Genomic DNA, 26,315 nt, shown 5'->3' on the forward strand with positions numbered 1-26,315 from the left:
TACCCATTTTGCTGAATCGCGCCACACGGCACGCTTCGGTACCCGAATTTCTTGACGACCATAGAGCATTGGAACCACCTGATCCCATCCCGAACTCAGTAGTGAAACGATGCATCGCCGATGGTAGTGTGGGGTTTCCCCATGTGAGAGTAGGTCATCGTCAAGATTCAATTCCAGAACCCCTCATCGCTCACGCGGTGAGGGGTTTTGTCTTTTCCGGGTTTCAAAAATCGACCGTTCGTTTCTATGCATTGTGCTTCTGCGTGGCTATCATGCGTGCCTTATTGCAAGGCGATCCTTACATGCTGACGTTGTTGAAGCTTATTGCTGATGGGGCCTTTCATTCAGGACAGGTCTTGGGAGATGCCCTCGGAATCAGCCGAAGCGCCGTCTGGAAACAGCTTCAACTGCTCGAGACGGATCTGGGTATCGAAATTCATAAAGTGCGTGGACGAGGTTATAGGCTCGCCACGCCTATTTCTCTGCTGGATGGCGACGTTTTGTCGCATCTCGCTCTTCCGGATGGCTGGTCGTTTCATATCTGCGACTCCGTTGATTCAACCAATGCCGAAGCGGCACGGCTCATCTCTCGTGATTGCAGCATGCCTGCTCTCGTTCTGGCTGAGCGACAAACCTCGGGAAGAGGGCGTCGTGGCCGTAAATGGGTGAGTCCTTTTGCGGCAAACATGTATTACAGCCTTGTGCTGCGCATCGACGGTGGTATGCGCCAGCTGGAAGGTCTCAGTCTGCTCGTAGGTCTGGCGGTCATGAATGTCCTCCGTGACATCGGTGTTGAGGGAGCAGGTCTGAAATGGCCCAACGACGTTCTGGTCGGCAGAAAGAAGATCGCGGGAATACTGCTTGAGTTGATCGGAGATCCTGCTGACGTCTGTCATGTGATAATCGGCGTGGGTGTCAATGTGAACATGCAGCTTTCCGCCGAGGTCGATCAGTCCTGGACATCCATTCGTCTCGAAACCGGTAGGTTTGTGGATCGCAATGAGCTGGCTGCTCGAATGAGTCTGAAGATCGAGTCGTATCTGGTTGAGCACCGTCAAAAGGGATTCGAGGCATTTCGTGATGAGTGGGAGCGTGGTCATTTGTGGCAGGGCTCGGCAGTTACGTTGCTCTCGGGCGTTGAACCTGTGAACGGCATTGTTTTGGGTATTGATGCGCTCGGCGCATTGCGTTTGGAAGTGGGTGGCGTGGAAAAAAGCTTTAGTGGTGGTGAGCTTAGCCTGAGGTTGCGCGATGATTCTTGAACTTGACTGCGGCAACAGCTTCATCAAGTGGCGTGTAATCGGGCGAAGCGACGCTGTGGTGCTGGCCGGCGGCGTCGTCGATTCGGATAGTGCCTTGCTGGACAGCCTTCAGAGGCTGCCTGATCTGACGTTGAGTCATTGCCGCCTGGTGAGTGTACGCAATGCTGCAGAGACAGATGCGCTGGTGTCTGTTCTCGCCAGTGTTTTCGGCGTAAGACCAGTCTGTGCCTTGCCGGTGCGTGAGCTGGCGGGTGTTGTGAATGGCTACGAGGAATTCGAGAGGCTTGGGCTTGATCGCTGGCTGGCCTTTGTGGGTGCCTACCATGGTGTTCAAAAGGCCTGTCTGGTCATCGATCTCGGTACTGCTGTCACTTCTGACTTCGTGTCTTCTGATGGCAGGCACCTGGGTGGGTTCATATGCCCAGGTATGCCCCTGATGCGTGATCAGTTGCGCACTCACACGCGTCGTATAAGGTATGACGACGCAACGGCCCGGCGAGCCCTGATAGACCTTGTTCCTGGTCGTTCGACTGCCGAAGCGGTAGAGCGAGGTTGCTCTCTTATGATCCGGGGGTTTGCATTGACGCAGTTGGAGATCGCGAGGGGATACTGGGGGGAGGATTTCGCCGTGTTTGTCACCGGGGGGGATGCGAGTCTGATCGCGGATGTCCTCCCGGGGGGGCGTATTGTCCCTGATCTGGTTTTTGTCGGTCTGGCCCTGGCTTGCCCGCTGCCCTGAGGTTTCTATGCGTTGGTTGTTTCTTCTTCTATTGATGTTGAATGGCTTTTACTACATCTGGCATCAGCAAGAGGCGCCTCTGCGGGCGAAAGAAGTGCTTCCGTTGTCATTGCATCGCGCTCCGCAACAGGACATACGCTTGCTCAGCGAGTCGGATCCCGCGCATTTGCCTCGAGATGTCGATTCGAATTGCCTTTATCTGGGCGGTTTCTCGCGTCAGGAAGATGCCCGTGCGGTGGAGCAGCGACTCAACAGCCTGGATATTCAGTCGCAGTTCCAGGCGCTGCAGCCTGCCGCTGGCACGGGCTACTGGTTGAAGATTGCGCCCGAAAGTCGACGCCTTGTCGAGTCGGGAGTGATCAATCAGCTGGCTCAGGACTTCCCTCAGCTAAAAAACAAAATAATGTCATGCGAGGGCATTGCAACTGCTGAATAGTTTGCATAGAATGGCGCCCGCTTCGCAGTGAGGTGAAAGTCTTGCAAACGAAGCAGAAAGCGTCAACGCATGTAACCTCAGGTTTTTACTGAGAAAAAGGTTGACAGAAGGGTGGCATGAGTTGAGAATGCTGCCCTGCTCAGGAGGGGTTCCCGAGCGGCCAAAGGGATCAGACTGTAAATCTGACGTCTACGACTTCGAAGGTTCGAATCCTTCCCCCTCCACCAGATTTAGCGCGAGCTGCAAATTGCGCGGGTATAGTTTAGTGGTAGAACCTCAGCCTTCCAAGCTGATGATGCGGGTTCGATTCCCGCTACCCGCTCCATGTTTGTAGCTTATGCAGATTGTATTGCTCTTGTAGCTCAGTTGGTAGAGCACACCCTTGGTAAGGGTGAGGTCAGCGGTTCGAATCCGCTCAAGAGCTCCATTGCTAAAGGCAGATATGAAAATATCTGCCTTTGTTTTAGGTAGGTGCGCAGTGCGCGATTTGCCTGGAGCTGTTCAAGTCGGTGCCATTGGTTGGTGCGATTTGAATAAGGTGTTGAAATACTGTTGTCAGGTCCGCATAATGGTCGGCCTGATTTTGCTTTTAGGTCAGTAGCTCAATTGGCAGAGCGACGGTCTCCAAAACCGTAGGTTGGGGGTTCGATTCCCTCCTGACCTGCCAGATTTCCTAGATGTAATCTGGCTTTCTTTTCACAGGATCTCCGTAGATGAATCCCAAGGCTGAAGCATCAGACTCTCGCTTTGATATGCTGAAGTGGCTCCTCGTAGTCGTTTTGGTCGTCGTGGGTGTTGTCGGTAATCAGTACTATTCTGCTGAGCCGATCCTGTACCGTGTTCTCGCTCTCCTTGTTATCGCTGCTGCAGCTGCGTTCGTCGCTCTGCAGACTGGCAAGGGCAAGTCCTTTTTCGTTCTGGCGAAGGAAGCACGTGCCGAGATCCGTAAAGTCGTTTGGCCTACTCGCCAAGAAACCACGCAGACCACGCTGATTGTTGTGGCTGTTGTTCTGGTTATGGCGTTGCTGTTGTGGGGGCTTGATTCCCTGCTCGGCTGGCTTGTTTCCTTGATTGTTGGCTAAGGGTGTCCCGTGGCTAAGCGTTGGTACGTAGTGCATGCTTACTCGGGTTACGAGAAGCATGTCATGCGCTCGTTGATCGAGCGTGTGAAGCTCGCAGGCATGGAAGATGGCTTCGGCGAAATTCTGGTTCCCACTGAAGAAGTGGTTGAGATGCGTAATGGCCAGAAACGCAAAAGCGAACGTAAGTTCTTCCCTGGTTACGTGCTGGTTCAGATGGACATGAATGAGGGTACTTGGCACTTGGTCAAGGATACCCCGCGTGTCATGGGCTTCATCGGCGGTACCGCTGACAAGCCTGCACCTATCACAGACAAAGAGGCAGAAGCGATTCTGCGTCGTGTCGCCGACGGTAGCGACAAGCCGAAGCCGAAGACTCTGTTCGAGCCGGGCGAGGTTGTTCGGGTTACCGACGGTCCGTTTGCCGATTTCAATGGCACGGTCGAAGAAGTTAACTACGAAAAGAGCCGTATCCAGGTGGCGGTGCTCATTTTCGGACGCTCTACTCCGGTAGAGTTGGAGTTCAGTCAGGTCGAAAAGGCATAACTGAGCTGGAATCCCATACCCCGCAGCCTAAGGCTGTGGGGTTTTTTCGTCACTGGGATATACGCGTAAGCAACCGGGGAGCCTTTATTGGCGCTTGAACCCGTAATTGGAGTGCCTCATGGCCAAGAAGATTAGTGCATACATCAAGCTGCAAGTGAAAGCCGCTCAGGCTAACCCAAGCCCGCCAGTAGGCCCGGCTCTGGGTCAGCACGGTGTGAACATCATGGAATTCTGCAAAGCGTTCAACGCCCGTACTCAGGGTATCGAGCCAGGTTTGCCGACTCCAGTGATCATCACTGTATACAGCGATCGTAGCTTCACTTTCGAAACAAAAAGTACCCCTGCGTCGGTTCTGCTGAAGAAAGCTGCAGGTCTGACCAGCGGCTCGGCTCGCCCGAACACCGTTAAAGTTGGCACCGTGACCCGTGCTCAGCTGGAAGAAATCGCAAAAGCAAAAAATGCGGATCTGACTGCTGCTGACATGGATGCGGCCGTGCGTACCATCGCCGGTTCCGCTCGTAGCATGGGCCTTAACGTGGAGGGTGTGTAATGGCTAAGCTGACCAAGCGTCAAAAGGCAATCGCTGGCAAGATCGAAGCTGGCAAGGCCTACAACTTTGTAGACGCAGCTGCTCTGCTAACCGAGCTGTCGACTGTCAAGTTCAGTGAGTCCGTTGACGTCGCTGTAAACCTGGGCGTTGATCCTCGTAAATCCGACCAGGTAGTTCGTAGCGCTACCGTTCTGCCGCACGGCACTGGCAAAACTGTACGCGTTGCAGTTTTCACCCAGGGTCCTGCTGCTGAAGCCGCTCTGGCTGCCGGCGCTGATCGCGTTGGCATGGACGACCTGGCTGCCGAAATGAAAGCCGGCGACCTGAACTACGACGTGGTTATTGCTTCCCCGGACGCAATGCGTGTTGTTGGTCAGTTGGGTCAGGTTCTGGGTCCTCGTGGCCTGATGCCTAACCCGAAGGTCGGTACTGTTACTCCTGACGTTGCTAACGCCGTCAAGAATGCCAAGGCTGGTCAGGTTCGTTATCGCACCGACAAGAACGGCATCATTCACACTTCCGTTGGCAAGGTCGGCTTCGACGCCGTCAAGCTGAAGGAAAACGTTGAAGCGCTGATCGCTGATCTCAAGCGTATCAAGCCTGCTTCCTCGAAAGGTATCTACGTCAAGCGCGTTACTTTGAGCACCACTATGGGCCCAGGCCTGGTGATCGATCAGGGCTCGCTGGACGCGTAAGACAAAGGCGGCACGTCTGACGTGCCGCCGAAAAATTGGGGTCCCTGCCTGGCGGGGGCTATCCAAGACCGTAGGCGACGCAAGTCTTAAAACTCAAGCCTACGCAGATGGTGCTCCCGGTTCCTTACCGAATCAGACACCAAAACGACATCAGGCTTCGGCCAGGTGAAACGGTAACAAGCAGGAGTTAAACCCGTGGCAATTAAACTCGAAGACAAGAAGGCCATCGTCGCTGAAGTCAACGAGGCTGCCAAAGCTGGTCTGTCCGCAGTCGTGGCTGATGCCCGCGGCGTGACAGTCGGCGCTATGACCGGACTCCGTAAAGAGGCTCGTGAAGCTGGCGTTTACGTACGTGTTGTACGTAACACCCTGCTCAAGCGCGCTGTTGCCGACACTGATTTCAGTGTCCTCAACGACGTGTTCACAGGCCCGACCTTGATCGCATTCTCCAACGAACACCCGGGCGCTGCTGCTCGTCTGTTCAAGGAATTCGCAAAAGGTCAGGACAAGTTCGAGATCAAGGCAGCTGCGTTCGAGGGCAAGTTCCTCGCAGCTAATCAGATCGATGTACTGGCAACCCTGCCGACCCGTGACGAAGCAATTTCTCAGCTGATGAGCGTGATTCAAGGCGCTACCAGCAAGTTGGCTCGTACTCTGGCGGCTGTTCGCGACCAGAAAGAAGCAGCTGCAGCCTAAGGGTTCGCCGCTTCTCGCGTTTTTTGTTTTTTTCGATGGTCGCGTAGGCCGTCCCCAAATCAGGAATTAGAGTCATGTCTATCTCTCAAAACGATATCCTCGAAGCCGTTGGCAACATGTCCGTAATGGAAGTTGTTGAGCTGATCAAAGCTTTCGAAGAAAAATTCGGCGTTACTGCTGCCGCTGCTTCGGCTGGTCCAGCTGTTGCTGCTGCTGTTGTTGAAGAGCAAACTGAATTCAACGTCATGCTGCTGGAAGCTGGCGAGAAGAAAGTTAACGTCATCAAGGCAGTTCGTGAACTGACCGGTCTGGGCCTGAAAGAAGCCAAGGCAGTCGTTGACGGCGCCCCAGCGATGGTTCTGGAAGCTGTTGCCAAAGACGCAGCTGACAAAGCCAAAGCTACTCTGGAAGAAGCAGGCGCTAAAGTCGAGCTGAAATAAGCATCGATTTGAGTGTCCAGCCCACGCATCTAGCGAACGGCTGATGGCTGGTGGCTTTTGCCACCGGCCTTTTTCCGTTATAGACGATTGGCACGGTCAACGTCTGTAACGTGCAGGATCCACCGATGACGGTGGCGCAAACCAAGGGGTTTGCACGATTTTCTGGCTGCTTCCGTCGGGAGGGAGCCAAACAAGCAGGTGACCAAGCTGGGGAACGCTGATGGCTTACTCATATACTGAGAAAAAACGTATCCGCAAGGACTTTAGCAAGTTGCCGGACGTAATGGATGTGCCGTATCTCTTGGCCATCCAGCTGGATTCGTATCGCGAATTCCTGCAGGCGGGAGCGACCAAAGATCAGTTCCGCGACGTCGGTCTGCATGCAGCCTTCAAATCCGTTTTCCCGATCATCAGCTACTCCGGCAATGCTGCGCTGGAGTATGTAGGTTATCGCTTGGGCGAACCGGCATTTGATGTCAAGGAATGCGTGCTGCGCGGTGTGACTTACGCTGTACCTCTGCGAGTCAAGGTTCGTCTGATCATCTTCGACAAAGAGTCGTCGAACAAAGCGATCAAGGACATCAAAGAGCAAGAAGTCTACATGGGTGAAATCCCCCTGATGACTGAGAACGGTACCTTCGTAATCAACGGTACCGAGCGCGTTATCGTGTCTCAGCTGCACCGTTCGCCTGGCGTATTCTTCGACCACGACCGTGGCAAGACGCACAGCTCCGGTAAGCTGCTGTACTCCGCTCGTATCATTCCTTACCGCGGTTCGTGGCTGGACTTCGAGTTCGATCCGAAAGACTGCGTATTCGTCCGTATCGACCGTCGTCGCAAGCTGCCTGCGTCCGTACTGCTGCGCGCACTGGGTTACACCACCGAGCAAGTGCTCGATGCTTTCTATACCACCAACGTATTCCATGTTCGCGGTGAAAACCTGAGCCTGGAGCTGGTGCCTCAGCGCCTGCGCGGTGAGATTGCTGTCCTCGACATCCTGGACGACAAAGGCAAGGTCATTGTCGAGCAGGGTCGCCGTATCACTGCTCGTCACATCAACCAGCTGGAAAAGGCCGGGATCAAAGAGCTCGAAGTGCCGCTGGACTACGTCCTGGGCCGCACGACAGCCAAGGTCATCGTGCATCCGGCTACCGGCGAAATCATTGCCGAGTGCAACACCGAGCTGAACACTGAAATCCTGGCCAAGATCGCCAAGGCTCAGGTCGTTCGCATCGAGACGTTGTACACCAACGATATCGACTGCGGTCCGTTCGTCTCCGACACATTGAAGATCGATTCCACCAGCAACCAACTGGAAGCGCTGGTCGAGATCTATCGCATGATGCGTCCTGGCGAGCCACCGACCAAAGATGCTGCCGAAACACTGTTCAACAACCTGTTCTTCAGCCCTGAGCGCTACGACCTGTCCGCTGTAGGCCGCATGAAGTTCAACCGTCGTATCGGTCGCACCGAGATCGAAGGTTCGGGCGTGCTGTGCAAGGAAGACATCGTTGCGGTCCTCAAGACCCTCGTTGACATCCGTAACGGCAAAGGCATCGTCGATGACATCGACCACCTCGGTAACCGTCGTGTTCGCTGCGTCGGCGAGATGGCCGAAAACCAGTTCCGTGTAGGTCTGGTGCGTGTAGAGCGCGCGGTCAAAGAGCGTCTGTCGATGGCAGAAAGCGAAGGCCTGATGCCTCAGGACCTGATCAACGCCAAGCCAGTGGCTGCGGCGGTGAAAGAGTTCTTCGGTTCCAGCCAGCTTTCCCAGTTCATGGACCAGAACAACCCGCTGTCCGAGATCACCCACAAGCGTCGTGTCTCTGCACTCGGCCCTGGCGGTCTGACTCGTGAGCGCGCCGGCTTTGAAGTTCGAGACGTTCACCCGACTCACTACGGCCGCGTGTGCCCGATTGAAACGCCGGAAGGTCCGAACATCGGTCTGATCAACTCGCTGGCAGCCTACGCTCGTACCAACCAGTACGGCTTCCTCGAGAGCCCGTACCGCGTCGTGAAAGAAGGCCTGGTTACCGAAGAGATCGTTTTCCTGTCGGCAATCGAAGAAGCGGATCACGTCATTGCACAGGCTTCGGCCGCAATGAACGACAAGCAAGAGCTGATCGACGAGCTGGTTGCGGTACGTCACCTCAACGAATTTACGGTCAAGGCACCTGCCGACGTTACCCTGATGGACGTTTCGCCCAAGCAGGTTGTATCGGTAGCAGCTTCCCTCATCCCGTTCCTTGAGCACGACGACGCCAACCGTGCGTTGATGGGTTCGAACATGCAGCGTCAGGCTGTACCTACTCTGCGTGCTGACAAGCCGCTGGTGGGTACCGGCATGGAGCGCAACGTTGCGCGTGACTCCGGCGTTTGCGTCGTGGCTCGTCGTGGCGGTGTGATCGACTCGGTTGACGCCAGCCGTATCGTGGTTCGTGTTGCTGATGACGAAGTTGAAACAGGTGAGGCCGGTGTAGATATCTACAACCTGACCAAATACACCCGTTCCAACCAGAACACCTGCATCAACCAGCGTCCGCTGGTGAGCAAGGGTGATCGCGTTCAGCGTAGCGACATCATGGCCGATGGTCCGTCCACCGACATGGGCGAGCTGGCACTGGGTCAGAACATGCGCATCGCGTTCATGGCCTGGAATGGTTTCAACTTCGAAGACTCCATTTGCCTGTCCGAGCGTGTGGTTCAGGAAGATCGCTTTACCACGATCCACATTCAGGAACTGACCTGTGTGGCTCGTGACACCAAGCTTGGCCCGGAGGAAATCACTGCCGACATCCCTAACGTGGGTGAAGCGGCGCTGAACAAGCTGGACGAAGCCGGTATCGTTTACGTAGGTGCCGAAGTCGGCGCCGGCGACATCCTGGTCGGCAAGGTCACTCCGAAAGGCGAGACCCAGCTGACCCCGGAAGAAAAACTGCTGCGCGCGATCTTCGGCGAGAAAGCCAGCGACGTTAAAGACACTTCCCTGCGTGTGCCGACTGGTACCAAGGGCACAGTCATCGACGTTCAGGTCTTCACTCGCGACGGCGTCGAGCGTGACGCGCGTGCACTGTCCATCGAGAAGTCGCAACTCGACGAGATCCGCAAGGACCTGAACGAAGAGTTCCGTATCGTTGAAGGCGCTACATTCGAGCGTCTGCGCTCCGCGCTGGTCGGTCGTGTTGCAGAAGGTGGTGCTGGCCTGAAGAAAGGTCAGGAAATCACCGACGAAGTTCTCGACGGTCTCGAGCATGGTCAGTGGTTCAAACTGCGCATGGCTGAAGATGCTCTGAATGAGCAGCTCGAGAAGGCTCAGGCCTACATCGTCGATCGTCGCCGTCTGCTGGACGACAAGTTCGAAGACAAGAAGCGCAAGCTGCAACAGGGCGATGACCTGGCACCGGGCGTACTGAAGATCGTCAAGGTCTACCTGGCAATCCGTCGTCGCATCCAGCCGGGGGACAAAATGGCCGGTCGTCACGGTAACAAGGGTGTGGTCTCCGTGATCATGCCGGTTGAAGACATGCCGCACGATGCCAACGGTACTCCGGTAGACATCGTACTCAACCCGCTGGGCGTACCTTCGCGTATGAACGTCGGTCAGATCCTTGAAACCCACCTGGGCCTCGCGGCCAAGGGCCTGGGCGAGAAGATCAACCGCATGCTCGAAGAGCAGCGTAAAGTGGTAGAGCTGCGCAAGTTCCTCACCGAGATCTACAACGAGATCGGCGGCCGTCAGGAAAACCTGGACGAATTCACCGACCAGGAAGTTCTGGATCTGGCGAAGAACCTGCGTAACGGCGTTCCGATGGCTACCCCGGTATTCGACGGCGCCAAGGAAAGCGAAATCAAGGCAATGCTCAAGCTGGCTGACATGCCAGAGAGCGGCCAGATGCAGCTGTTCGACGGCCGCACCGGCAACAAGTTTGAGCGCGCCGTAACAGTTGGCTACATGTACATGCTGAAGCTGAACCACTTGGTGGACGACAAGATGCACGCGCGTTCCACTGGTTCTTACAGCCTGGTTACCCAGCAGCCGCTGGGTGGTAAGGCACAGTTCGGTGGTCAGCGTTTCGGGGAGATGGAAGTGTGGGCGCTGGAAGCATACGGCGCGGCGTACACTCTGCAGGAAATGCTCACAGTCAAGTCGGACGATGTGAACGGTCGTACCAAGATGTACAAAAACATCGTGGACGGCGATCACCGTATGGAGCCGGGCATGCCCGAGTCTTTCAACGTGTTGATCAAAGAAATCCGTTCGCTCGGTATCGATATCGATCTGGAAACCGAATAACACGTGACGTGAATCGGGAGCAGGGCGTAAATCCCTGCTCCCTGCTCCGCCAGGAGGAAAGGCCTTGAAAGACCTACTGAATTTGCTGAAAAACCAGGGTCAAGTCGAAGAGTTCGATGCTATCCGCATCGGCCTCGCGTCGCCTGAGATGATCCGCTCGTGGTCGTTCGGTGAAGTTAAAAAGCCGGAAACCATCAACTACCGTACGTTCAAGCCTGAGCGCGACGGTCTGTTCTGCGCCAAGATATTTGGCCCGGTAAAAGATTACGAGTGCTTGTGCGGTAAGTACAAGCGCCTGAAGCACCGCGGTGTCATCTGCGAAAAATGCGGTGTTGAAGTGGCTCTGGCCAAGGTTCGTCGCGAGCGCATGGCTCACATCGAACTGGCTTCGCCAGTCGCTCACATCTGGTTCCTGAAGTCCCTGCCGTCCCGTATCGGCCTGCTGATGGACATGACCCTGCGTGATATCGAACGCGTTCTCTACTTCGAGAGCTATGTCGTTATCGATCCAGGCATGACCACCCTTGAAAAGGGTCAGTTGCTGAACGACGAGCAGTATTTCGAAGCGCTGGAAGAATTCGGTGACGATTTCGACGCCCGCATGGGTGCCGAAGCTGTCCGTGAACTCCTGCACGCTATCGATCTGGAGCACGAAATTGGCCGTCTGCGTGAAGAGATTCCGCAAACCAATTCCGAGACCAAGATCAAGAAGCTGTCCAAGCGTCTGAAGCTAATGGAAGCCTTCCAGGGTTCCGGCAACCTTCCCGAGTGGATGGTGCTGACCGTTCTGCCGGTTCTGCCGCCAGATCTGCGTCCTCTGGTTCCATTGGACGGCGGCCGTTTCGCAACGTCCGACCTCAACGATCTGTATCGTCGAGTGATCAACCGTAACAACCGCTTGAAGCGTCTGCTGGATCTGTCCGCTCCTGACATCATCGTGCGTAACGAAAAGCGCATGCTGCAGGAAGCGGTCGATGCACTGCTGGATAACGGTCGTCGTGGTCGCGCAATCACCGGTTCCAACAAGCGTCCTCTGAAATCCCTGGCTGACATGATCAAGGGTAAGCAAGGTCGTTTCCGTCAGAACCTGCTCGGTAAGCGCGTTGACTACTCCGGTCGTTCGGTTATTACCGTAGGCCCGACCCTGCGTCTGCATCAGTGCGGTCTGCCCAAGAAAATGGCTCTCGAGCTGTTCAAGCCGTTCATTTTCGGCAAGCTGGAAATGCGTGGCCTGGCCACGACGATCAAAGCTGCCAAGAAAATGGTCGAGCGCGAGCTGCCGGAAGTATGGGACGTTCTCGCTGAAGTGATTCGCGAACACCCAGTGCTTCTGAACCGTGCGCCGACGCTTCACCGTCTGGGTATCCAGGCATTTGAACCCGTACTGATCGAAGGTAAGGCTATCCAGCTGCACCCTCTGGTCTGTGCTGCGTACAACGCCGACTTCGACGGCGACCAAATGGCCGTTCACGTTCCTTTGACGCTGGAAGCCCAGCTTGAAGCGCGTGCGCTCATGATGTCGACCAACAACATTCTGTCGCCAGCCAACGGTGAGCCAATCATCGTTCCATCGCAGGACGTTGTACTGGGTCTGTATTACATGACCCGTGAAGCGATCAACGCCAAAGGCGAAGGCCGTGTGTTTGCAGACCTGCAGGAAGTCGACCGCGTATTCCGCGCCGGCGAAGCTGCGCTGCACGCCAAGGTCAAGGTCCGCATCCACGAAACGGTCAACGATCGTGATGGTGGCAGCGTCAAGAACACCCGTATCGTCGACACCACTGTCGGCCGTGCGCTGCTGTTCCAGGTGGTTCCGGCCGGCCTGTCCTACGACGTCGTCAACCAGCCGATGAAGAAGAAGGCGATCTCCAAACTGATCAACCAGTGCTACCGCGTGGTTGGTCTGAAAGAGACTGTCATTTTCGCCGACCAGTTGATGTACACCGGTTTTGCCTACTCGACTATCTCGGGTGTTTCGATCGGCGTTAACGACTTCGTTATCCCGGACGAGAAGGCTCGCATCATTGACGCGGCCACCGAAGAAGTTAAAGAGATCGAAAGTCAGTACGCCTCGGGCCTGGTTACTCAGGGCGAGAAGTACAACAAGGTGATCGACCTCTGGTCCAAGGCGAACGACGAAGTGTCCAAGGCGATGATGTCGAACCTCTCGAAAGAGAAGGTCATCGATCGCCATGGTGTCGAAGTCGATCAGGAATCCTTCAACTCGATGTACATGATGGCCGACTCGGGTGCGCGTGGTTCTGCTGCCCAGATCCGTCAGCTGGCCGGTATGCGTGGTCTGATGGCCAAGCCGGACGGCTCCATCATTGAAACGCCGATCACTGCGAACTTCCGTGAAGGTTTGAGCGTACTTCAGTACTTCATCTCGACTCACGGTGCTCGTAAGGGTCTTGCGGATACCGCACTGAAAACTGCTAACTCCGGTTATCTGACTCGTCGTCTGGTAGACGTTGCGCAGGATCTGGTGGTTACCGAAGTCGATTGCGGCACCGAACACGGCTTGCTGATGACGCCGCACATTGAAGGCGGTGATGTTGTCGAGCCTCTGGGTGAGCGCGTACTGGGTCGAGTTATCGCCCGTGACGTATTCAAGCCGGGCACCGAAGACGTCATCGTGCCTGCCGGTACACTGGTAGACGAGAAGTGGGTCGAGTTCATCGAGCTGAACAGCATCGACGAAGTGATCGTTCGCTCGCCGATCAGCTGTGAAACCCGCTACGGTATCTGCGCCAAGTGCTACGGTCGCGATCTGGCTCGTGGTCATCAGGTCAACATCGGTGAAGCGGTCGGCGTTATCGCTGCACAGTCCATCGGTGAGCCGGGTACCCAGCTGACAATGCGTACGTTCCACATCGGTGGTGCGGCTAGCCGGACCTCCGCAGCGGACAGCGTTCAGGTGAAGAATGGCGGTACTGTCCGTCTTCACAACCTGAAGCACGTTGAACGTGTTGACGGTCACCTGGTTGCGGTATCCCGCTCCGGTGAGCTGGCGATCGCTGATGACTTCGGTCGTGAGCGTGAGCGCTACAAGCTGCCATACGGTGCAGTGATTTCGGTGAAGGAAGGCGACAAGGTCGACGCTGGCTCTATCGTGGCCAAGTGGGATCCGCACACTCACCCAATCGTCACCGAGATGAAAGGTACTGTTACCTACGTCGGCATGGAAGAGGGCATCACGATCAAGCGTCAGACTGACGAATTGACCGGTATGACCAACATTGAAGTGCTTGATGCCAAAGACCGTCCAGCTGCCGGCAAGGATATCCGTCCGGCCGTTAAGATGGTTGGTCTGGATGGCAAGGATCTGTTGCTGCCGGGCACTGATGTACCTGCCCAGTACTTCCTGCCTGCAAACGCCCTCGTTGGTGTTGCGGACGGTGCACAGATCGCGATCGGTGATGTTATCGCTCGTATTCCGCAGGAAACTTCGAAGACCCGTGACATCACCGGTGGTCTGCCGCGTGTTGCCGACCTGTTCGAAGCCCGTCGTCCGAAAGAGGCGTCGATCCTTGCAGAAGTCAGCGGTACCATCGCGTTCGGTAAAGAGACCAAGGGCAAGCGCCGTCTGGTTATTACCCCGAACGACGGTAGCGATCCGTACGAAGAGCTGATTCCGAAGTGGCGTCACCTGAACGTCTTCGAAGGCGAACAGGTGAACCGCGGCGAAGTTATCTCCGACGGCCCGAGCGATCCGCACGACATCCTGCGTCTGCTGGGTGTGAGCGCGCTGGCCAAGTACATCGTCAACGAGATCCAGGACGTTTACCGTCTGCAGGGCGTGAAGATCAACGACAAGCACATCGAGACCATTCTGCGTCAGATGCTGCGTAAAGTTGAGATTGCCGAGTCTGGCGATTCCAGCTTCATCAAGGGCGACCAGATGGAGTTGACTCACGTACTGGTAGAGAACGAGCGCCTGAGCGCGGAAGACAAGTTTGTCTCCAAGTTCACACGCGTCCTGCTGGGTATCACCAAGGCATCGCTGTCCACTGAGTCGTTCATTTCCGCGGCCTCCTTCCAGGAGACAACCCGCGTACTGACCGAAGCAGCTGTGACTGGCAAGCGCGACTACCTGCGCGGCCTGAAGGAAAACGTGGTCGTGGGTCGTCTGATCCCGGCCGGTACCGGTCTGGCGTATCACAGCGAGCGCAAGCGTCGTCGTGATATCGACAAGCCGTTGCGTGTCAGCGCGAGCGAGGTAGAAGCCGCTCTGACTGAAGCGTTGAACTCGAGCGGTAACTGAGAGTAAAGCCTCGGCACTCGCATCAGTCGCACAGCATTCATGCTGTTCGCCTGATGTGGACGTCGGGGCTTTGTCTTGACTGGGGGCAGGATCCTCTTTAGACTCTTGTACCCCTAAATTTGGCGGGGCTTGTGCCCTGTCATTTGCTTTTCTTGTAAGACAATAGCGTCGCAAGACAACAGTGGAGCTAGTAGATGGCAACTATCAACCAGCTGGTACGTCAGCCGCGTAAGCGTATCGTCGAGAAATCCGACGTGCCTGCGCTGCAGAACTGCCCGCAGCGTCGCGGTGTGTGCACTCGTGTGTATACCACCACGCCGAAAAAACCTAACTCGGCATTGCGTAAAGTCTGCCGTGTGCGCCTGACCAACGGTTTCGAGGTTTCCTCGTACATCGGTGGTGAAGGTCACAACCTGCAAGAGCACAGCGTGGTACTGATCCGTGGCGGTCGTGTAAAAGACTTGCCAGGTGTTCGTTATCACACCGTTCGTGGTTCTCTGGATACCTCCGGCGTTAAAGGCCGTAACCAGGGTCGCTCGAAATACGGTACCAAGAAGCCTAAGTAGTATTTGGTTTCTGATTAACATTGCAGATTTCTATTTTTCTGAGTCGATAAGAGTAAGGTCGGGCGCATCCTTTTCAGGGTGGTGGTCCCGAGCTAACCTGAAGACCGTTTGAGGGCTTATCCATGCCAAGAAGACGCGTAGCAGCCAAGCGCGAAGTGCTTGACGATCCAAAATACGGAAGCCAGATTCTGGCGAAGTTCATGAACCACGTGATGGAAAGCGGTAAGAAAGCCGTTGCCGAGCGTATCGTTTATGGCGCGCTGGAGAAGGTTAAAGAGCGTAAGAACAGCGATCCCCTGGAAATCTTCGAGAAAGCTCTCGACGCCATCGCTCCGCTGGTCGAAGTAAAGTCGCGCCGTGTAGGCGGTGCTACTTACCAGGTTCCTGTCGAAGTTCGTCCGTCCCGTCGTAATGCTCTGGCAATGCGTTGGCTGGTAGACTTCGCGCGCAAGCGCGGCGAGAAGTCTATGGCTCTGCGTTTGGCTGGCGAACTGTTGGACGCCGCCGAAGGTAAAGGTGCTGCGGTCAAGAAGCGTGAAGATGTGCACCGTATGGCTGAGGCCAACAAGGCTTTCTCGCACTACCGCTTCTAATTTCAGCGTCACTAATTTTGCGAGGGCTTTATGGCTCGTACTACACCGATTGGCCGTTACCGTAACATTGGTATCGTCGCTCACGTGGATGCTGGTAAAACCACCACCACCGAGCGCGTCCTTTTTTACACCGGCAAAAGTCACAAGATGGGCGAGGTGCATGATGGCGCCGCGACCACGGACTGGATGGTTCAAGAGCAGGAGCGTGGTATTACCATTACTTCTGCTGCCATCACTGCCTTCTGGCAGGGTTCGGAAAAGCAGCATAAAGACCAGTACCGCTTCAACGTCATCGATACACCTGGTCACGTTGACTTCACCATTGAAGTTGAACGTTCCCTGCGTGTACTCGACGGCGCGGTCGTTGTGTTCTGTGGTACTTCCGGCGTAGAGCCGCAGTCCGAAACCGTATGGCGTCAAGCCAACAAATACGGTGTTCCACGTATCGTTTACGTGAACAAGATGGACCGTGCCGGTGCTAACTTCCTGCGCGTTATCGCGCAGATCAAGCAGCGTCTGGGCCACACTCCAGTTCCAATCCAGTTGGCTATCGGTTCCGAAGACAATTTCCAGGGTCAGATCGATCTGATGTCCATGGAAGCTGTTTACTGGAATGATTCCGACAAGGGCATGGTTCCTGTTCGCAAGCCTATTCCTGAAGAGCTTCAGGAGCTGGCTGACGAGTGGCGCAGCAACATGGTTGAGGCTGCGGCTGAAGCCAGCGAAGAGCTGATGAACAAGTACCTCGAAGGTGAAGAACTCACCAACGACGAAATCAAGGCCGCTCTGCGTCAACGCACCATTTCTGGCGAAATCGTTCTGGCTGTTTGCGGTTCTTCGTTCAAGAACAAGGGTGTTCCCCTGGTTCTCGACGCCGTGATCGACTACCTGCCGGCTCCAACCGACATTCCTGCTATCAAGGGTTCCAACCCTGATAACGAGGAAGAAGAGATGGAGCGTCATGCAGACGACAACGAGCCGTTCTCGGCACTGGCGTTCAAGATCGCTACCGACCCATTCGTGGGAACCCTGACCTTCGTCCGCGTTTACTCGGGCGTGTTGGCATCCGGCGACGGCGTGATCAACTCGGTCAAGGGCAAGAAAGAGCGCGTGGGTCGTATGGTGCAGATGCATGCAAACGCCCGCGAAGAGATCAAGGAAGTGCGCGCTGGCGACATCGCGGCCCTGATCGGCATGAAGGACGTCACCACTGGTGAAACCTTGTGCAACGCTGACAAGCCAATCATCCTGGTTCGCATGGACTTCCCGGAGCCGGTTATTTCGGTTGCCGTTGAGCCAAAGACCAAGGATGACCAGGAAAAAATGGGTATCGCACTGGGCAAACTTGCTCAGGAAGACCCTTCTTTCCGCGTAAAAACTGATGAAGAGACTGGTCAGACGATCATCTCTGGCATGGGCGAGTTGCACCTGGACATCCTGGTTGACCGGATGCGCCGTGAGTTCAACGTCGAAGCCAACATCGGCAAGCCTCAGGTTTCCTATCGTGAGCGCATCACGAAGAACTGCGAAATCGAAGGCAAGTTCGTTCGTCAATCCGGCGGTCGTGGCCAGTTCGGTCACTGCTGGATCCGTTTTGCTCCTGCTGACGAAGGTCAGGAAGGTCTGCAATTCGTGAACGAAGTGGTGGGTGGTGTTGTTCCTAAGGAATACATCCCGGCTATCCAGAAGGGTATCGAAGAGCAGATGAAGAACGGCGTTGTTGCCGGCTATCCGCTGATCGGCCTGAAGGCTACCGTGTTTGATGGTTCTTACCACGACGTCGACTCGAACGAGATGGCGTTTAAGGTGGCTGCCTCCATGGCGACCAAGCAACTGGCCCAGAAGGGCGGTGGTGAGTTGCTTGAGCCGATCATGGCGGTAGAGGTTGTTACGCCTGAAGACTATATGGGTGACGTGATGGGCGACCTTAACCGTCGTCGCGGCATGATTCTGGGTATGGAAGATACGGTTTCCGGCAAGGTTATCCGCGCCGAGGTTCCGTTGGGTGAGATGTTTGGTTATGCGACCGACGTTCGCTCCATGTCTCAGGGTCGCGCAAGCTACTCTATGGAATTCAAAAAATACAATACAGCGCCGTCGCACATCGTCGAAACTGTAACCAAAAAACAAGGCTGATTCAGCGCCTTTAGGCTAGGAGTTATTTGTCGTGGCTAAAGAAAAATTTGAACGTAACAAACCGCACGTCAACGTTGGCACCATCGGTCACGTTGACCATGGTAAAACCACGCTGACCGCAGCTCTGACTCGTGTTTGCTCCGAAGTTTTCGGTTCCGCCAAGGTTGACTTCGACAAGATCGACAGCGCCCCGGAAGAGAAGGCTCGTGGTATCACCATCAACACCGCTCACGTTGAATACGATTCGGCCGTTCGCCACTACGCGCACGTTGACTGCCCAGGTCACGCCGACTACGTAAAAAACATGATCACCGGTGCTGCACAGATGGACGGCGCTATTCTGGTTTGCTCCGCTGCTGACGGCCCGATGCCTCAGACTCGCGAGCACATCCTGCTGTCCCGTCAGGTTGGCGTTCCGTACATCGTTGTCTTCCTGAACAAGGCTGACATGGTTGACGACGCTGAGCTGCTGGAACTGGTTGAAATGGAAGTGCGTGACCTGCTCAGCACTTACGATTTCCCAGGTGACGACACTCCGATCATCATCGGTTCGGCTCTGATGGCTCTGAACGGCCAGGACGACAACGAGATGGGTACTTCGGCTGTCAAGAAGCTGGTTGAAACTCTGGACAGCTACATCCCAGAACCAGTTCGTGCTATCGACAAGCCGTTCCTGATGCCAATCGAAGACGTTTTCTCCATCTCCGGTCGCGGTACTGTTGTAACCGGTCGTGTTGAGCGTGGCATCATCAAGATCCAGGAAGAAGTAGAAATCGTAGGTCTGCGTGACACTACCAAGACTACTTGCACTGGCGTTGAGATGTTCCGCAAGCTGCTGGACGAAGGTCGTGCTGGTGAGAACTGCGGCGTTCTGCTGCGTGGCACCAAGCGTGACGACGTTGAGCGTGGCCAGGTTCTGGTCAAGCCAGGCACCGTCAAGCCGCACACTCAGTTCGAAGCTGAAATCTACGTTCTGAGCAAAGAAGAAGGCGGTCGTCACACTCCGTTCTTCAAGGGCTATCGTCCACAGTTCTACTTCCGTACTACCGACGTAACTGGTAGCTGCGAACTGCCGGAAGGCACCGAAATGGTTATGCCAGGTGATAACGTGAAAGTTTCCGTTACCCTGATCAAGCCTATCGCAATGGAAGACGGTCTGCGTTTCGCTATCCGTGAAGGCGGTCGTACCGTCGGCGCTGGCGTCGTAGCCAAAATCATCGCCTAAGCGTTGATGCCTTGAAAGAGCCCCCGCCTTGCGGGGGCTTTTTTATTGGGTTGACACCCTGTCAGCTCGTCTATAGAATTGCGCCTCCTTTTAACGGGCGTATTGCGCTCGGTGGGAACAGCAATCTGGAGTCTGAATCCAATGCAAAACCAGCAAATCCGTATCAGGTTGAAGGCTTTTGACCATCGCCTGATCGACCAATCAACCCAGGAAATCGTGGAAACCGCGAAACGTACTGGTGCACAGGTGCGTGGTCCGATTCCACTGCCGACTCGTAAAGAGCGGTTCACCGTTCTGGTTTCTCCGCACGTCAACAAAGACGCGCGCGACCAGTATGAGATCCGTACTCACAAGCGCGTTCTGGACATCGTCCAGCCAACGGATAAAACCGTTGACGCTCTTATGAAGCTCGATCTTGCGGCCGGTGTGGAAGTTCAGATCAGCCTCGGCTAAGACTCGGGTCTTAGTCGTGTAACGCTCTGAAATGGGCGGCCATAGCGGGTGAAAGCCCCGTACACTCATGAGGTTTACAACATGACTATTGGTGTAGTCGGTCGTAAATGCGGTATGACCCGTATTTTCACCGAAGAAGGTGTCTCCATTCCGGTCACGGTCATTGAGATCGAGCCGAATCGCGTCACTCAGTTCAAAACCGAAGAAACCGATGGCTATCGTGCAGTGCAAGTCACTGTCGGCGAGCGTCGCGCTTCGCGTGTTACAGCCGCTCAGGCTGGCCACTTCGCCAAGGCGAACGTAGCTGCCGGTCGTACCATCATGGAGTTCCGTCTTGAAGAAGGCGACTACCAGGCTGGCGATCTGATCAACGCTGAAATCTTCGCTGCAGGTCAACTGGTTGATGTAACCGGTCAGTCCAAAGGTAAAGGCTTCCAGGGTACGATCAAGCGCTGGAATTTCCGTGGTCAGGATAACACCCACGGTAACTCCGTCTCCCACCGCGTCCCGGGCTCTATCGGCCAGTGCCAGACTCCTGGTCGTGTATTCAAGGGCAAAAAAATGTCCGGTCATATGGGCGCTGAGCGCGTGACCGTGCAGTCCCTGGAAGTAGTGCGCGTGGACGCTGAACGCAATCTGTTGTTGGTCAAGGGTGCTGTTCCTGGCGCTACTGGCGGCAACCTGGTTGTACGTCCGGCAGCCAAGGCTCGCGGTTAAGGGGAAGCTGACATGCAATTAAATGTAAATGACGCTCAAGCAATCGAAGTTTCCGAACTGACATTTGGCGGCGAATTCAACGAGACGCTGGTTCACCAGGCAGTCGTGGCCTACATGGCTGGCGGTCGTCAGGGTAGCAAGCAGCAAAAGACCCGTTCTGACGTATCCGGTGGCGGTAAGCGCCCATGGCGTCAAAAGGGTACTGGCCGCGCTCGTGCCGGTACTATCCGTAGCCCAATCTGGCGTGGCGGCGGTACCACTTTCGCAGCTCGTCCACAGGACCACTCTCAGAAGCTCAACAAGAAGATGTATCGCGCAGCACTGCGCTCCATCCTTGCTGAACTGGTTCGTACTGATCGTCTGGTCGTGGTTCAGGACTTCGCTGTTGAAGCACCGAAAACCAAAGACTTGCTGAGCAAGCTGAATGGCATGGGTCTGACTGATGTCTTGATCGTGTCTGACGCTGTTGACCAGAATCTGTACCTGGCTGCTCGTAACCTGCCGCACGTTGATGTTCGTGACGTACAGGGTTCCGATCCAGTTAGTCTGATCGCATACGACAAGGTGTTGATCACCGTGTCGGCCGTGAAGAAATTCGAGGAGCTGCTGGGATGAACCAGGAACGCGTATTTAAAGTTCTACTTGGCCCGCACGTTTCCGAAAAGGCCACGGTTCTGGCTGACAAGAAAGGCCAGTTCGTTTTCAAGGTTGCAACTGACGCAACCAAGCTGGAAATCAAGAAGGCCGTCGAAAGCCTGTTCAGCGTAAAAGTAGAGCGTGTTACTACCCTGAATGTTCTGGGTAAGAGCAAGCGCACTGCTCGCGGTCTGGGCAAGCGTAATGACTGGAAGAAGGCAGTTATCTCCCTTCAGCCAGGCCAAGATCTCGATTTCAGCAGCAGTGCTGAGTAAGGAAGGGGTGCATCATGGCAATCGTTAAATGCAAACCGACTTCCCCTGGCCGCCGTTTTGTGGTCAAGGTGGTCAACCAGGAGCTGCATAAAGGCGCTCCTCACGCACCGCTGCTCGAGAAAAAATCGAAGTCTGGTGGTCGTAACAATAATGGCCGTATCACTACACGTCACGTGGGTGGTGGTCATAAGCAGCATTATCGTCTGGTCGACTTCCGTCGCAACGACAAAGATGGCATCGCTGCCACTGTCGAGCGTATCGAATACGATCCAAACCGTACTGCTCACATTGCTCTGCTGCTTTACGCAGACGGCGAGCGCCGCTACATCATCGCCCCTAAAGGCGTGAGTGCTGGCGACCAGCTGATTGCGGGTGCTCTGGCACCAATCAAGCCGGGCAACGCTCTTCAACTGCGCAACATTCCAGTTGGTAGCACCGTACACGGCATCGAATTGAAGCCAGGTAAAGGCGCACAGATCGCACGTTCCGCTGGTGCTTCCGCACAGCTGATCGCTCGTGAAGGTGTGTACGTAACCCTGCGTCTTCGCTCCGGTGAAATGCGTAAAGTATTGGCTGAATGCCGTGCAACGCTTGGCGAAGTCTCGAACTCCGAGCACAGCCTGCGTTCGCTGGGTAAAGCTGGTGCCAAACGCTGGCGTGGCGTTCGCCCAACCGTTCGTGGTGTTGCCATGAACCCGGTTGACCACCCACATGGTGGTGGTGAAGGTCGTACCTCTGGTGGTCGTCATCCGGTATCGCCGTGGGGCTTCCCGACTAAGGGCGCGAAGACTCGTGGTAATAAGCGTACCGACAAAATGATCGTCCGTCGTCGCAAGTAAATAGAGGGATACGACAGTGCCACGTTCTCTGAAAAAAGGTCCTTTTATTGATCTTCACCTACTGAAGAAGATCGAAGTGGCGGCGGAAAAGAACGATCGCAAACCAGTTAAAACCTGGTCGCGTCGTTCGATGATCCTGCCACAAATGGTCGGTTTGACCATTGCAGTGCATAACGGTCGTCAACATGTTCCCGTTCTCGTGAGCGAAGACATGGTCGGCCATAAACTAGGCGAGTTTGCCGGTACCCGCACATATCGTGGGCACGTGGCAGACAAGAAAGCCAAGCGTTAAGGGGTAAGGAACGATGGAAGTAGCCGCTAAGTTGTCGGGCGCTCGAATCTCCGCCCAGAAAGCCCGCTTGGTCGCCGACCAGATCCGCGGGAAGAAGGTGGGCGAAGCGCTCAACCTGTTGGCTTTCAGCAGTAAGAAAGCCGCCGAGATCCTGAAGAAAGTGCTGGAGTCGGCTGTAGCCAACGCCGAGCATAACGAAGGCGCAGACGTTGATGACCTCAAGGTCTCCACCGTTTTCGTCAACGAAGGGCGTTCGCTGAAGCGAATCATGCCACGTGCCAAAGGCCGTGCTGATCGCATCGTCAAGCGGTCTTGCCATATCACTGTCAAGGTTGCTGACAAGTAACGGAGTCGAAGAGATGGGTCAGAAAGTACATCCCATTGGCATTCGCCTGGGAATCGTCAAGGAGCACACCTCCGTCTGGTACGCCGACGGTCGGACTTATGCGGACTATTTGTTCGCTGATCTGAAGGTGCGAGAGTATCTCCAAGACAAACTAAAAAGCGCGTCCGTAAGCCGTATCGATATCCATCGTCCGGCTCAGACAGCACGTATCACCATCCACACCGCTCGTCCCGGCATCGTGATCGGCAAGAAAGGTGAAGATGTTGAGAAACTGCGTCAGGACCTGACCAAGCAAATGGGTGTGCCTGTGCACATCAATATCGAAGAGATCCGCAAGCCGGAGCTGGACGGTATGTTGGTTGCGCAGAGCGTAGCTCAGCAGCTGGAGCGTCGCGTAATGTTCCGTCGCGCTATGAAGCGCGCTGTACAGAACGCAATGCGCATTGGTGCCAAAGGCATCAAAATCCAAGTGAGCGGTCGTCTCGGCGGTGCTGAAATCGCACGTACTGAATGGTATCGCGAAGGTCGTGTGCCATTGCACACCCTGCGTGCCGACATCGACTATGCCAACTACGAAGCTCACACCACTTATGGTGTGATCGGTGTAAAGGTTTGGATCTTCAAAGGCGAAGTAATTGGTGGTCGCCAAGAAGAACTGAAACCACAAGCACCAGCGCCTCGTAAAAAAGCTGCTAAGTAAGGGGTACGCCAAATGTTGCAACCAAAGCGTACGAAGTTCCGCAAGCAGATGACCGGCCACAACCGTGGTCTGGCACTGCGCGGTAGCAAAGTCAGCTTCGGCGAGTTCGCGCTGAAGTCTGTTGCTCGTGGTCGTCTCACCGCTCGTCAGATCGAGTCAGCGCGTCGTGCACTGACCCGTCACGTAAAACGTGGCGGCAAGATCTGGATCCGTGTATTCCCGGACAAGCCTGTCACCAAGAAGCCACTCGAAGTTCGGATGGGTAAAGGTAAGGGTAACGTCGAGTACTGGGTTGCCCAGATTCAGCCAGGCAAAGTCCTGTATGAAATCGAGGGTGTTACTGAAGAGCTGGCGCGTGAGGCTTTCGCCCTGGCTGCTGCAAAGCTGCCACTCGCCACCTCCTTTGTTAAGCGGACGGTGATGTGATGAAAGCGAATGAACTTCGTGAAAAATCAGCACAGCAGCTGAACGAGCAACTGCTCGGCCTGCTGCGCGACCAGTTCAATCTGCGTATGCAGAAAGCAACTGGCCAGTTGGGGCAGTCTCACCTGCTCTCGCAAGTTAAGCGTGACATCGCTCGCGTGAAGACTGTGCTCAACCAGCAGGCAGGTAAGTAATCATGGCTGAAGCCGAAAAAACCGTCCGTACGCTGACTGGCCGTGTCGTCAGCGACAAGATGGACAAGACCATCACCGTTCTGATTGAGCGTCGCGTAAAGCACCCAATCTACGGTAAATACGTTAAGCGTTCGACTAAGCTGCACGCGCACGACGAAACCAACCAGTGCCATATCGGCGACAAGGTCACGATTCGTGAAACTCGTCCGGTAGCCAAGACCAAGTCTTGGGCATTGGTTGATATCCTCGAACGCGCTGTGGAAGTCTAAGGGCTAAGGGTCGGAGAAATTATATGATTCAGACTCAATCCATGCTCGATGTGGCCGATAACAGCGGCGCACGCCGCGTTATGTGCATCAAGGTGCTGGGTGGCTCCCATCGTCGTTACGCTGGTATCGGTGACATCATCAAAGTAACCGTGAAGGAAGCAATTCCGCGCGGCAAGGTGAAAAAAGGTCAAGTGATGACTGCTGTTGTAGTCCGCACTCGCCATGGCGTTCGTCGTGCAGACGGCTCCATCATCCGCTTCGATGGCAATGCTGCTGTTCTGTTGAACAACAAGCAGGAGCCGATCGGTACCCGTATCTTTGGGCCAGTGACCCGTGAACTTCGTACTGAGAAGTTCATGAAGATCGTCTCGCTCGCCCCAGAAGTTCTGTAAGGAGATCCGACATGCAAAAGATTCGTCGTGACGACGAGATCATCGTGATCGCCGGCAAAGACAAAGGTAAGCGCGGTAAGGTGCTCAAGGTTCTCGCTGACGACCGTCTGGTCGTTGGTGGGATCAACCTGGTGAAGCGTCATACCAAGCCTAACCCGATGTCGGGCGTACAGGGCGGTATCGTCGAGAAAGAAGCGCCACTGCACGCTTCCAACGTCGCCATTTTCAACGGCGCAACCAACAAGGCTGACCGCGTTGGTTTCAAAGTTGAAGACGGCAAGAAAATTCGTGTCTTCAAGTCGACCCAAAAAGCGGTTGATGCTTGAACACTGCTAGGTAGAAGACCATGGCACGACTAAAAGAGATTTACCGGAAGGAAATCGCTCCGAAGCTTAAGGAAGAACTTAAGCTCGCGAACGTGATGGAAGTTCCGCGCGTTACCAAAATCACCCTGAACATGGGTCTGGGCGAAGCGATCGGCGACAAGAAAGTCATCGAGCACGCTGTTGCTGACCTGGAAAAGATCACCGGTCAAAAAGTCGTTGTGACTTACGCTCGGAAATCCATCGCTGGCTTTAAAGTCCGTGAAGGATGGCCGATCGGCGTCAAAGTGACTCTGCGCCGCGATCGTATGTACGAATTCCTGGATCGTCTGCTGTCGATCTCCCTGCCTCGGGTTCGCGACTTCCGCGGCCTGAATGCCAAGTCCTTCGATGGTCGTGGTAACTACAGCATGGGCGTGAAAGAGCAGATCATTTTCCCGGAAATCGACTACGACAAGATCGATGCTCTCCGCGGTCTGGACATCACCCTGACCACCACTGCCAAGAACGATGATGAAGGCCGCGCATTGCTGCGTGCTTTCAAATTCCCGTTCCGCAACTGATTGGAGTAGGAAAATGGCCAAGAAGAGCATGAAAAACCGTGAGCTGAAGCGTCAGCTCACTGTTGCCAAGTACGCCAAGAAGCGTGCCGAGCTGAAAGCAGTCATCGTTGATCTGAACGCAAGTCCAGAAGCGCGTTGGGAAGCTACCGTAGCTCTGCAGAAGCAACCACGTGACGCAAGCGCTTCGCGCATGCGTAACCGTTGCCGCATCACTGGTCGTCCACACGGCGTTTACCGCAAGTTCGGCCTTGGCCGTAACAAGCTGCGTGAAGCTGCCATGCGTGGCGACGTACCAGGTCTGGTCAAAGCCAGCTGGTAAGGCGCAACTCTCGCTTCAATCCGATCGACGGCGCAGGTTGTCGGTTGGAATGA

At 55.2% G+C, this 26,315-nt stretch carries 30 protein-coding genes, 4 tRNA genes and 1 rRNA gene; all 35 read left to right on the forward strand.

Annotated elements, in window-relative coordinates; genetic code table 11:
- Positions 1-50 precede the first annotated feature (50 nt).
- Positions 51-166, forward strand: a 5S ribosomal RNA gene (gene rrf, locus KDX39_RS22545).
- Between the two features lie 136 nt (positions 167-302).
- Positions 303-1,262, forward strand: coding sequence for a bifunctional biotin--[acetyl-CoA-carboxylase] ligase/biotin operon repressor BirA (birA, locus tag KDX39_RS22550; protein WP_231661982.1), 960 nt, complete (start codon positions 303-305; stop codon positions 1,260-1,262).
- On the forward strand, positions 1,252-2,001 hold the full coding sequence (locus KDX39_RS22555) for a pantothenate kinase (RefSeq protein ID WP_231661874.1): 750 nt from the start codon (positions 1,252-1,254) through the stop codon (positions 1,999-2,001). Before birA ends, KDX39_RS22555 begins: the two co-directional genes overlap by 11 nt.
- 7 nt (positions 2,002-2,008) lie before the next feature.
- Positions 2,009-2,437, forward strand: coding sequence for a hypothetical protein (locus KDX39_RS22560; protein ID WP_231661983.1), 429 nt, complete (start codon positions 2,009-2,011; stop codon positions 2,435-2,437).
- A 142-nt stretch (positions 2,438-2,579) separates the two neighbouring features.
- Positions 2,580-2,664, forward strand: a tRNA-Tyr gene (locus KDX39_RS22565).
- Between the two features lie 24 nt (positions 2,665-2,688).
- A tRNA-Gly gene (locus KDX39_RS22570) sits at positions 2,689-2,762 on the forward strand.
- Positions 2,763-2,788: 26 nt separating this feature from the next.
- Positions 2,789-2,864, forward strand: a tRNA-Thr gene (locus KDX39_RS22575).
- A 164-nt stretch (positions 2,865-3,028) separates the two neighbouring features.
- Positions 3,029-3,104 (forward strand) — tRNA-Trp (locus KDX39_RS22580).
- 46 nt (positions 3,105-3,150) lie between these two features.
- Positions 3,151-3,519: a preprotein translocase subunit SecE gene (secE, locus tag KDX39_RS22585; protein ID WP_004883646.1), complete on the forward strand. Its 369-nt coding sequence runs from the start codon at positions 3,151-3,153 to the stop codon at positions 3,517-3,519.
- 9 nt (positions 3,520-3,528) lie between these two features.
- Positions 3,529-4,062 carry a transcription termination/antitermination protein NusG gene (gene nusG / locus KDX39_RS22590; RefSeq protein ID WP_002555501.1) on the forward strand — a complete coding sequence of 178 codons (534 nt, stop codon included), beginning with the start codon at positions 3,529-3,531 and terminating at the stop codon, positions 4,060-4,062.
- A 118-nt stretch (positions 4,063-4,180) separates the two neighbouring features.
- The gene (gene rplK, locus KDX39_RS22595; RefSeq protein ID WP_004883650.1) at positions 4,181-4,612 is read left to right on the forward strand and encodes a 50S ribosomal protein L11; all 432 of its coding nucleotides are present in this window, start codon (positions 4,181-4,183) and stop codon (positions 4,610-4,612) included.
- Entirely contained in the window at positions 4,612-5,307 is a 696-nt protein-coding gene (gene rplA / locus KDX39_RS22600; protein WP_099227161.1) for a 50S ribosomal protein L1, read from the forward strand. Before rplK ends, rplA begins: the two co-directional genes overlap by 1 nt.
- A gap of 195 nt (positions 5,308-5,502) precedes the next feature.
- Positions 5,503-6,003 carry a 50S ribosomal protein L10 gene (rplJ, locus tag KDX39_RS22605; protein WP_099227160.1) on the forward strand — a complete coding sequence of 167 codons (501 nt, stop codon included), beginning with the start codon at positions 5,503-5,505 and terminating at the stop codon, positions 6,001-6,003.
- 74 nt (positions 6,004-6,077) lie between these two features.
- Positions 6,078-6,443 carry a 50S ribosomal protein L7/L12 gene (gene rplL / locus KDX39_RS22610; RefSeq protein WP_004883656.1) on the forward strand — a complete coding sequence of 122 codons (366 nt, stop codon included), beginning with the start codon at positions 6,078-6,080 and terminating at the stop codon, positions 6,441-6,443.
- A 220-nt stretch (positions 6,444-6,663) separates the two neighbouring features.
- Positions 6,664-10,737 carry a DNA-directed RNA polymerase subunit beta gene (rpoB, locus tag KDX39_RS22615; RefSeq protein ID WP_099227159.1) on the forward strand — a complete coding sequence of 1,358 codons (4,074 nt, stop codon included), beginning with the start codon at positions 6,664-6,666 and terminating at the stop codon, positions 10,735-10,737.
- 64 nt (positions 10,738-10,801) lie between these two features.
- The gene (rpoC, locus tag KDX39_RS22620; protein ID WP_231661875.1) at positions 10,802-15,001 is read left to right on the forward strand and encodes a DNA-directed RNA polymerase subunit beta'; all 4,200 of its coding nucleotides are present in this window, start codon (positions 10,802-10,804) and stop codon (positions 14,999-15,001) included.
- Between the two features lie 194 nt (positions 15,002-15,195).
- Positions 15,196-15,567 (forward strand): 30S ribosomal protein S12, encoded by a 372-nt coding sequence (rpsL, locus tag KDX39_RS22625; protein ID WP_002555494.1) that lies wholly within the window; start codon positions 15,196-15,198, stop codon positions 15,565-15,567.
- A gap of 122 nt (positions 15,568-15,689) precedes the next feature.
- Positions 15,690-16,160, forward strand: coding sequence for a 30S ribosomal protein S7 (rpsG, locus tag KDX39_RS22630; protein ID WP_002555493.1), 471 nt, complete (start codon positions 15,690-15,692; stop codon positions 16,158-16,160).
- 30 nt (positions 16,161-16,190) lie between these two features.
- Positions 16,191-18,296 (forward strand): elongation factor G, encoded by a 2,106-nt coding sequence (gene fusA, locus KDX39_RS22635; protein WP_099227157.1) that lies wholly within the window; start codon positions 16,191-16,193, stop codon positions 18,294-18,296.
- 31 nt (positions 18,297-18,327) lie between these two features.
- The gene (gene tuf / locus KDX39_RS22640; RefSeq protein WP_074758958.1) at positions 18,328-19,521 is read left to right on the forward strand and encodes an elongation factor Tu; all 1,194 of its coding nucleotides are present in this window, start codon (positions 18,328-18,330) and stop codon (positions 19,519-19,521) included.
- Between the two features lie 141 nt (positions 19,522-19,662).
- The gene (gene rpsJ, locus KDX39_RS22645; RefSeq protein ID WP_003186070.1) at positions 19,663-19,974 is read left to right on the forward strand and encodes a 30S ribosomal protein S10; all 312 of its coding nucleotides are present in this window, start codon (positions 19,663-19,665) and stop codon (positions 19,972-19,974) included.
- 81 nt (positions 19,975-20,055) lie between these two features.
- Complete coding sequence (gene rplC, locus KDX39_RS22650; protein ID WP_024687032.1) at positions 20,056-20,691, forward strand: 50S ribosomal protein L3; 636 nt, start codon at positions 20,056-20,058, stop codon at positions 20,689-20,691.
- A gap of 12 nt (positions 20,692-20,703) precedes the next feature.
- A complete protein-coding gene (rplD, locus tag KDX39_RS22655; RefSeq protein WP_004883668.1) occupies positions 20,704-21,306 on the forward strand; it encodes a 50S ribosomal protein L4 in 603 nt (200 codons plus the stop codon).
- Complete coding sequence (gene rplW / locus KDX39_RS22660) at positions 21,303-21,602, forward strand: 50S ribosomal protein L23 (RefSeq protein WP_002555488.1); 300 nt, start codon at positions 21,303-21,305, stop codon at positions 21,600-21,602. Before rplD ends, rplW begins: the two co-directional genes overlap by 4 nt.
- Positions 21,603-21,616: 14 nt before the next feature.
- Positions 21,617-22,441 (forward strand): 50S ribosomal protein L2, encoded by an 825-nt coding sequence (rplB, locus tag KDX39_RS22665; RefSeq protein WP_007924198.1) that lies wholly within the window; start codon positions 21,617-21,619, stop codon positions 22,439-22,441.
- A gap of 16 nt (positions 22,442-22,457) precedes the next feature.
- Positions 22,458-22,733, forward strand: coding sequence for a 30S ribosomal protein S19 (gene rpsS / locus KDX39_RS22670; protein ID WP_004883670.1), 276 nt, complete (start codon positions 22,458-22,460; stop codon positions 22,731-22,733).
- A gap of 13 nt (positions 22,734-22,746) precedes the next feature.
- Positions 22,747-23,079, forward strand: a complete 333-nt coding sequence (rplV, locus tag KDX39_RS22675) for a 50S ribosomal protein L22 (RefSeq protein WP_002555485.1) — start codon at positions 22,747-22,749, stop codon at positions 23,077-23,079.
- Positions 23,080-23,092: 13 nt separating this feature from the next.
- Positions 23,093-23,779 carry a 30S ribosomal protein S3 gene (rpsC, locus tag KDX39_RS22680; protein WP_003176422.1) on the forward strand — a complete coding sequence of 229 codons (687 nt, stop codon included), beginning with the start codon at positions 23,093-23,095 and terminating at the stop codon, positions 23,777-23,779.
- Between the two features lie 12 nt (positions 23,780-23,791).
- Positions 23,792-24,205: a 50S ribosomal protein L16 gene (gene rplP, locus KDX39_RS22685; protein WP_002555482.1), complete on the forward strand. Its 414-nt coding sequence runs from the start codon at positions 23,792-23,794 to the stop codon at positions 24,203-24,205.
- Positions 24,205-24,396 carry a 50S ribosomal protein L29 gene (gene rpmC, locus KDX39_RS22690; protein WP_002555481.1) on the forward strand — a complete coding sequence of 64 codons (192 nt, stop codon included), beginning with the start codon at positions 24,205-24,207 and terminating at the stop codon, positions 24,394-24,396. Before rplP ends, rpmC begins: the two co-directional genes overlap by 1 nt.
- A gap of 2 nt (positions 24,397-24,398) precedes the next feature.
- Positions 24,399-24,665: a 30S ribosomal protein S17 gene (gene rpsQ / locus KDX39_RS22695; protein WP_002555480.1), complete on the forward strand. Its 267-nt coding sequence runs from the start codon at positions 24,399-24,401 to the stop codon at positions 24,663-24,665.
- Between the two features lie 23 nt (positions 24,666-24,688).
- Complete coding sequence (gene rplN / locus KDX39_RS22700) at positions 24,689-25,057, forward strand: 50S ribosomal protein L14 (RefSeq protein WP_002555479.1); 369 nt, start codon at positions 24,689-24,691, stop codon at positions 25,055-25,057.
- 11 nt (positions 25,058-25,068) lie between these two features.
- Complete coding sequence (gene rplX, locus KDX39_RS22705; RefSeq protein WP_002555478.1) at positions 25,069-25,383, forward strand: 50S ribosomal protein L24; 315 nt, start codon at positions 25,069-25,071, stop codon at positions 25,381-25,383.
- 20 nt (positions 25,384-25,403) lie between these two features.
- Complete coding sequence (gene rplE / locus KDX39_RS22710) at positions 25,404-25,943, forward strand: 50S ribosomal protein L5 (RefSeq protein ID WP_004883677.1); 540 nt, start codon at positions 25,404-25,406, stop codon at positions 25,941-25,943.
- A gap of 13 nt (positions 25,944-25,956) precedes the next feature.
- Positions 25,957-26,262 carry a 30S ribosomal protein S14 gene (rpsN, locus tag KDX39_RS22715; RefSeq protein ID WP_020290699.1) on the forward strand — a complete coding sequence of 102 codons (306 nt, stop codon included), beginning with the start codon at positions 25,957-25,959 and terminating at the stop codon, positions 26,260-26,262.
- Positions 26,263-26,315: the final 53 nt, after the last annotated feature.

Origin of the sequence: Pseudomonas sp. CDFA 610, assembly GCF_021147865.1 — a bacterium.
Classification (GTDB): Bacteria; Pseudomonadota; Gammaproteobacteria; order Pseudomonadales; family Pseudomonadaceae; genus Aquipseudomonas; species Aquipseudomonas alliivorans.

What these genes read in the sequence shown, in the direction of transcription:
- birA (WP_231661982.1), top strand. Translation starts at nt 303, where the DNA reads ATGCTGACGTTGTTGAAGCTTATTGCTGATGGGGCCTTTCATTCAGGA.
- KDX39_RS22555 (WP_231661874.1), top strand. Translation starts at nt 1,252, where the DNA reads ATGATTCTTGAACTTGACTGCGGCAACAGCTTCATCAAGTGGCGTGTA.
- KDX39_RS22560 (WP_231661983.1), top strand. Translation starts at nt 2,009, where the DNA reads ATGCGTTGGTTGTTTCTTCTTCTATTGATGTTGAATGGCTTTTACTAC.
- secE (WP_004883646.1), top strand. Translation starts at nt 3,151, where the DNA reads ATGAATCCCAAGGCTGAAGCATCAGACTCTCGCTTTGATATGCTGAAG.
- rplK (WP_004883650.1), top strand. Translation starts at nt 4,181, where the DNA reads ATGGCCAAGAAGATTAGTGCATACATCAAGCTGCAAGTGAAAGCCGCT.
- rplA (WP_099227161.1), top strand. Translation starts at nt 4,612, where the DNA reads ATGGCTAAGCTGACCAAGCGTCAAAAGGCAATCGCTGGCAAGATCGAA.
- rplL (WP_004883656.1), top strand. Translation starts at nt 6,078, where the DNA reads ATGTCTATCTCTCAAAACGATATCCTCGAAGCCGTTGGCAACATGTCC.
- rpoB (WP_099227159.1), top strand. Translation starts at nt 6,664, where the DNA reads ATGGCTTACTCATATACTGAGAAAAAACGTATCCGCAAGGACTTTAGC.
- rpsL (WP_002555494.1), top strand. Translation starts at nt 15,196, where the DNA reads ATGGCAACTATCAACCAGCTGGTACGTCAGCCGCGTAAGCGTATCGTC.
- rpsG (WP_002555493.1), top strand. Translation starts at nt 15,690, where the DNA reads ATGCCAAGAAGACGCGTAGCAGCCAAGCGCGAAGTGCTTGACGATCCA.
- fusA (WP_099227157.1), top strand. Translation starts at nt 16,191, where the DNA reads ATGGCTCGTACTACACCGATTGGCCGTTACCGTAACATTGGTATCGTC.
- rpsJ (WP_003186070.1), top strand. Translation starts at nt 19,663, where the DNA reads ATGCAAAACCAGCAAATCCGTATCAGGTTGAAGGCTTTTGACCATCGC.
- rplC (WP_024687032.1), top strand. Translation starts at nt 20,056, where the DNA reads ATGACTATTGGTGTAGTCGGTCGTAAATGCGGTATGACCCGTATTTTC.
- rplD (WP_004883668.1), top strand. Translation starts at nt 20,704, where the DNA reads ATGCAATTAAATGTAAATGACGCTCAAGCAATCGAAGTTTCCGAACTG.
- rplW (WP_002555488.1), top strand. Translation starts at nt 21,303, where the DNA reads ATGAACCAGGAACGCGTATTTAAAGTTCTACTTGGCCCGCACGTTTCC.
- rplB (WP_007924198.1), top strand. Translation starts at nt 21,617, where the DNA reads ATGGCAATCGTTAAATGCAAACCGACTTCCCCTGGCCGCCGTTTTGTG.
- rplV (WP_002555485.1), top strand. Translation starts at nt 22,747, where the DNA reads ATGGAAGTAGCCGCTAAGTTGTCGGGCGCTCGAATCTCCGCCCAGAAA.
- rpsC (WP_003176422.1), top strand. Translation starts at nt 23,093, where the DNA reads ATGGGTCAGAAAGTACATCCCATTGGCATTCGCCTGGGAATCGTCAAG.
- rplP (WP_002555482.1), top strand. Translation starts at nt 23,792, where the DNA reads ATGTTGCAACCAAAGCGTACGAAGTTCCGCAAGCAGATGACCGGCCAC.
- rpmC (WP_002555481.1), top strand. Translation starts at nt 24,205, where the DNA reads ATGAAAGCGAATGAACTTCGTGAAAAATCAGCACAGCAGCTGAACGAG.
- rpsQ (WP_002555480.1), top strand. Translation starts at nt 24,399, where the DNA reads ATGGCTGAAGCCGAAAAAACCGTCCGTACGCTGACTGGCCGTGTCGTC.
- rplN (WP_002555479.1), top strand. Translation starts at nt 24,689, where the DNA reads ATGATTCAGACTCAATCCATGCTCGATGTGGCCGATAACAGCGGCGCA.
- rplX (WP_002555478.1), top strand. Translation starts at nt 25,069, where the DNA reads ATGCAAAAGATTCGTCGTGACGACGAGATCATCGTGATCGCCGGCAAA.
- rplE (WP_004883677.1), top strand. Translation starts at nt 25,404, where the DNA reads ATGGCACGACTAAAAGAGATTTACCGGAAGGAAATCGCTCCGAAGCTT.
- rpsN (WP_020290699.1), top strand. Translation starts at nt 25,957, where the DNA reads ATGGCCAAGAAGAGCATGAAAAACCGTGAGCTGAAGCGTCAGCTCACT.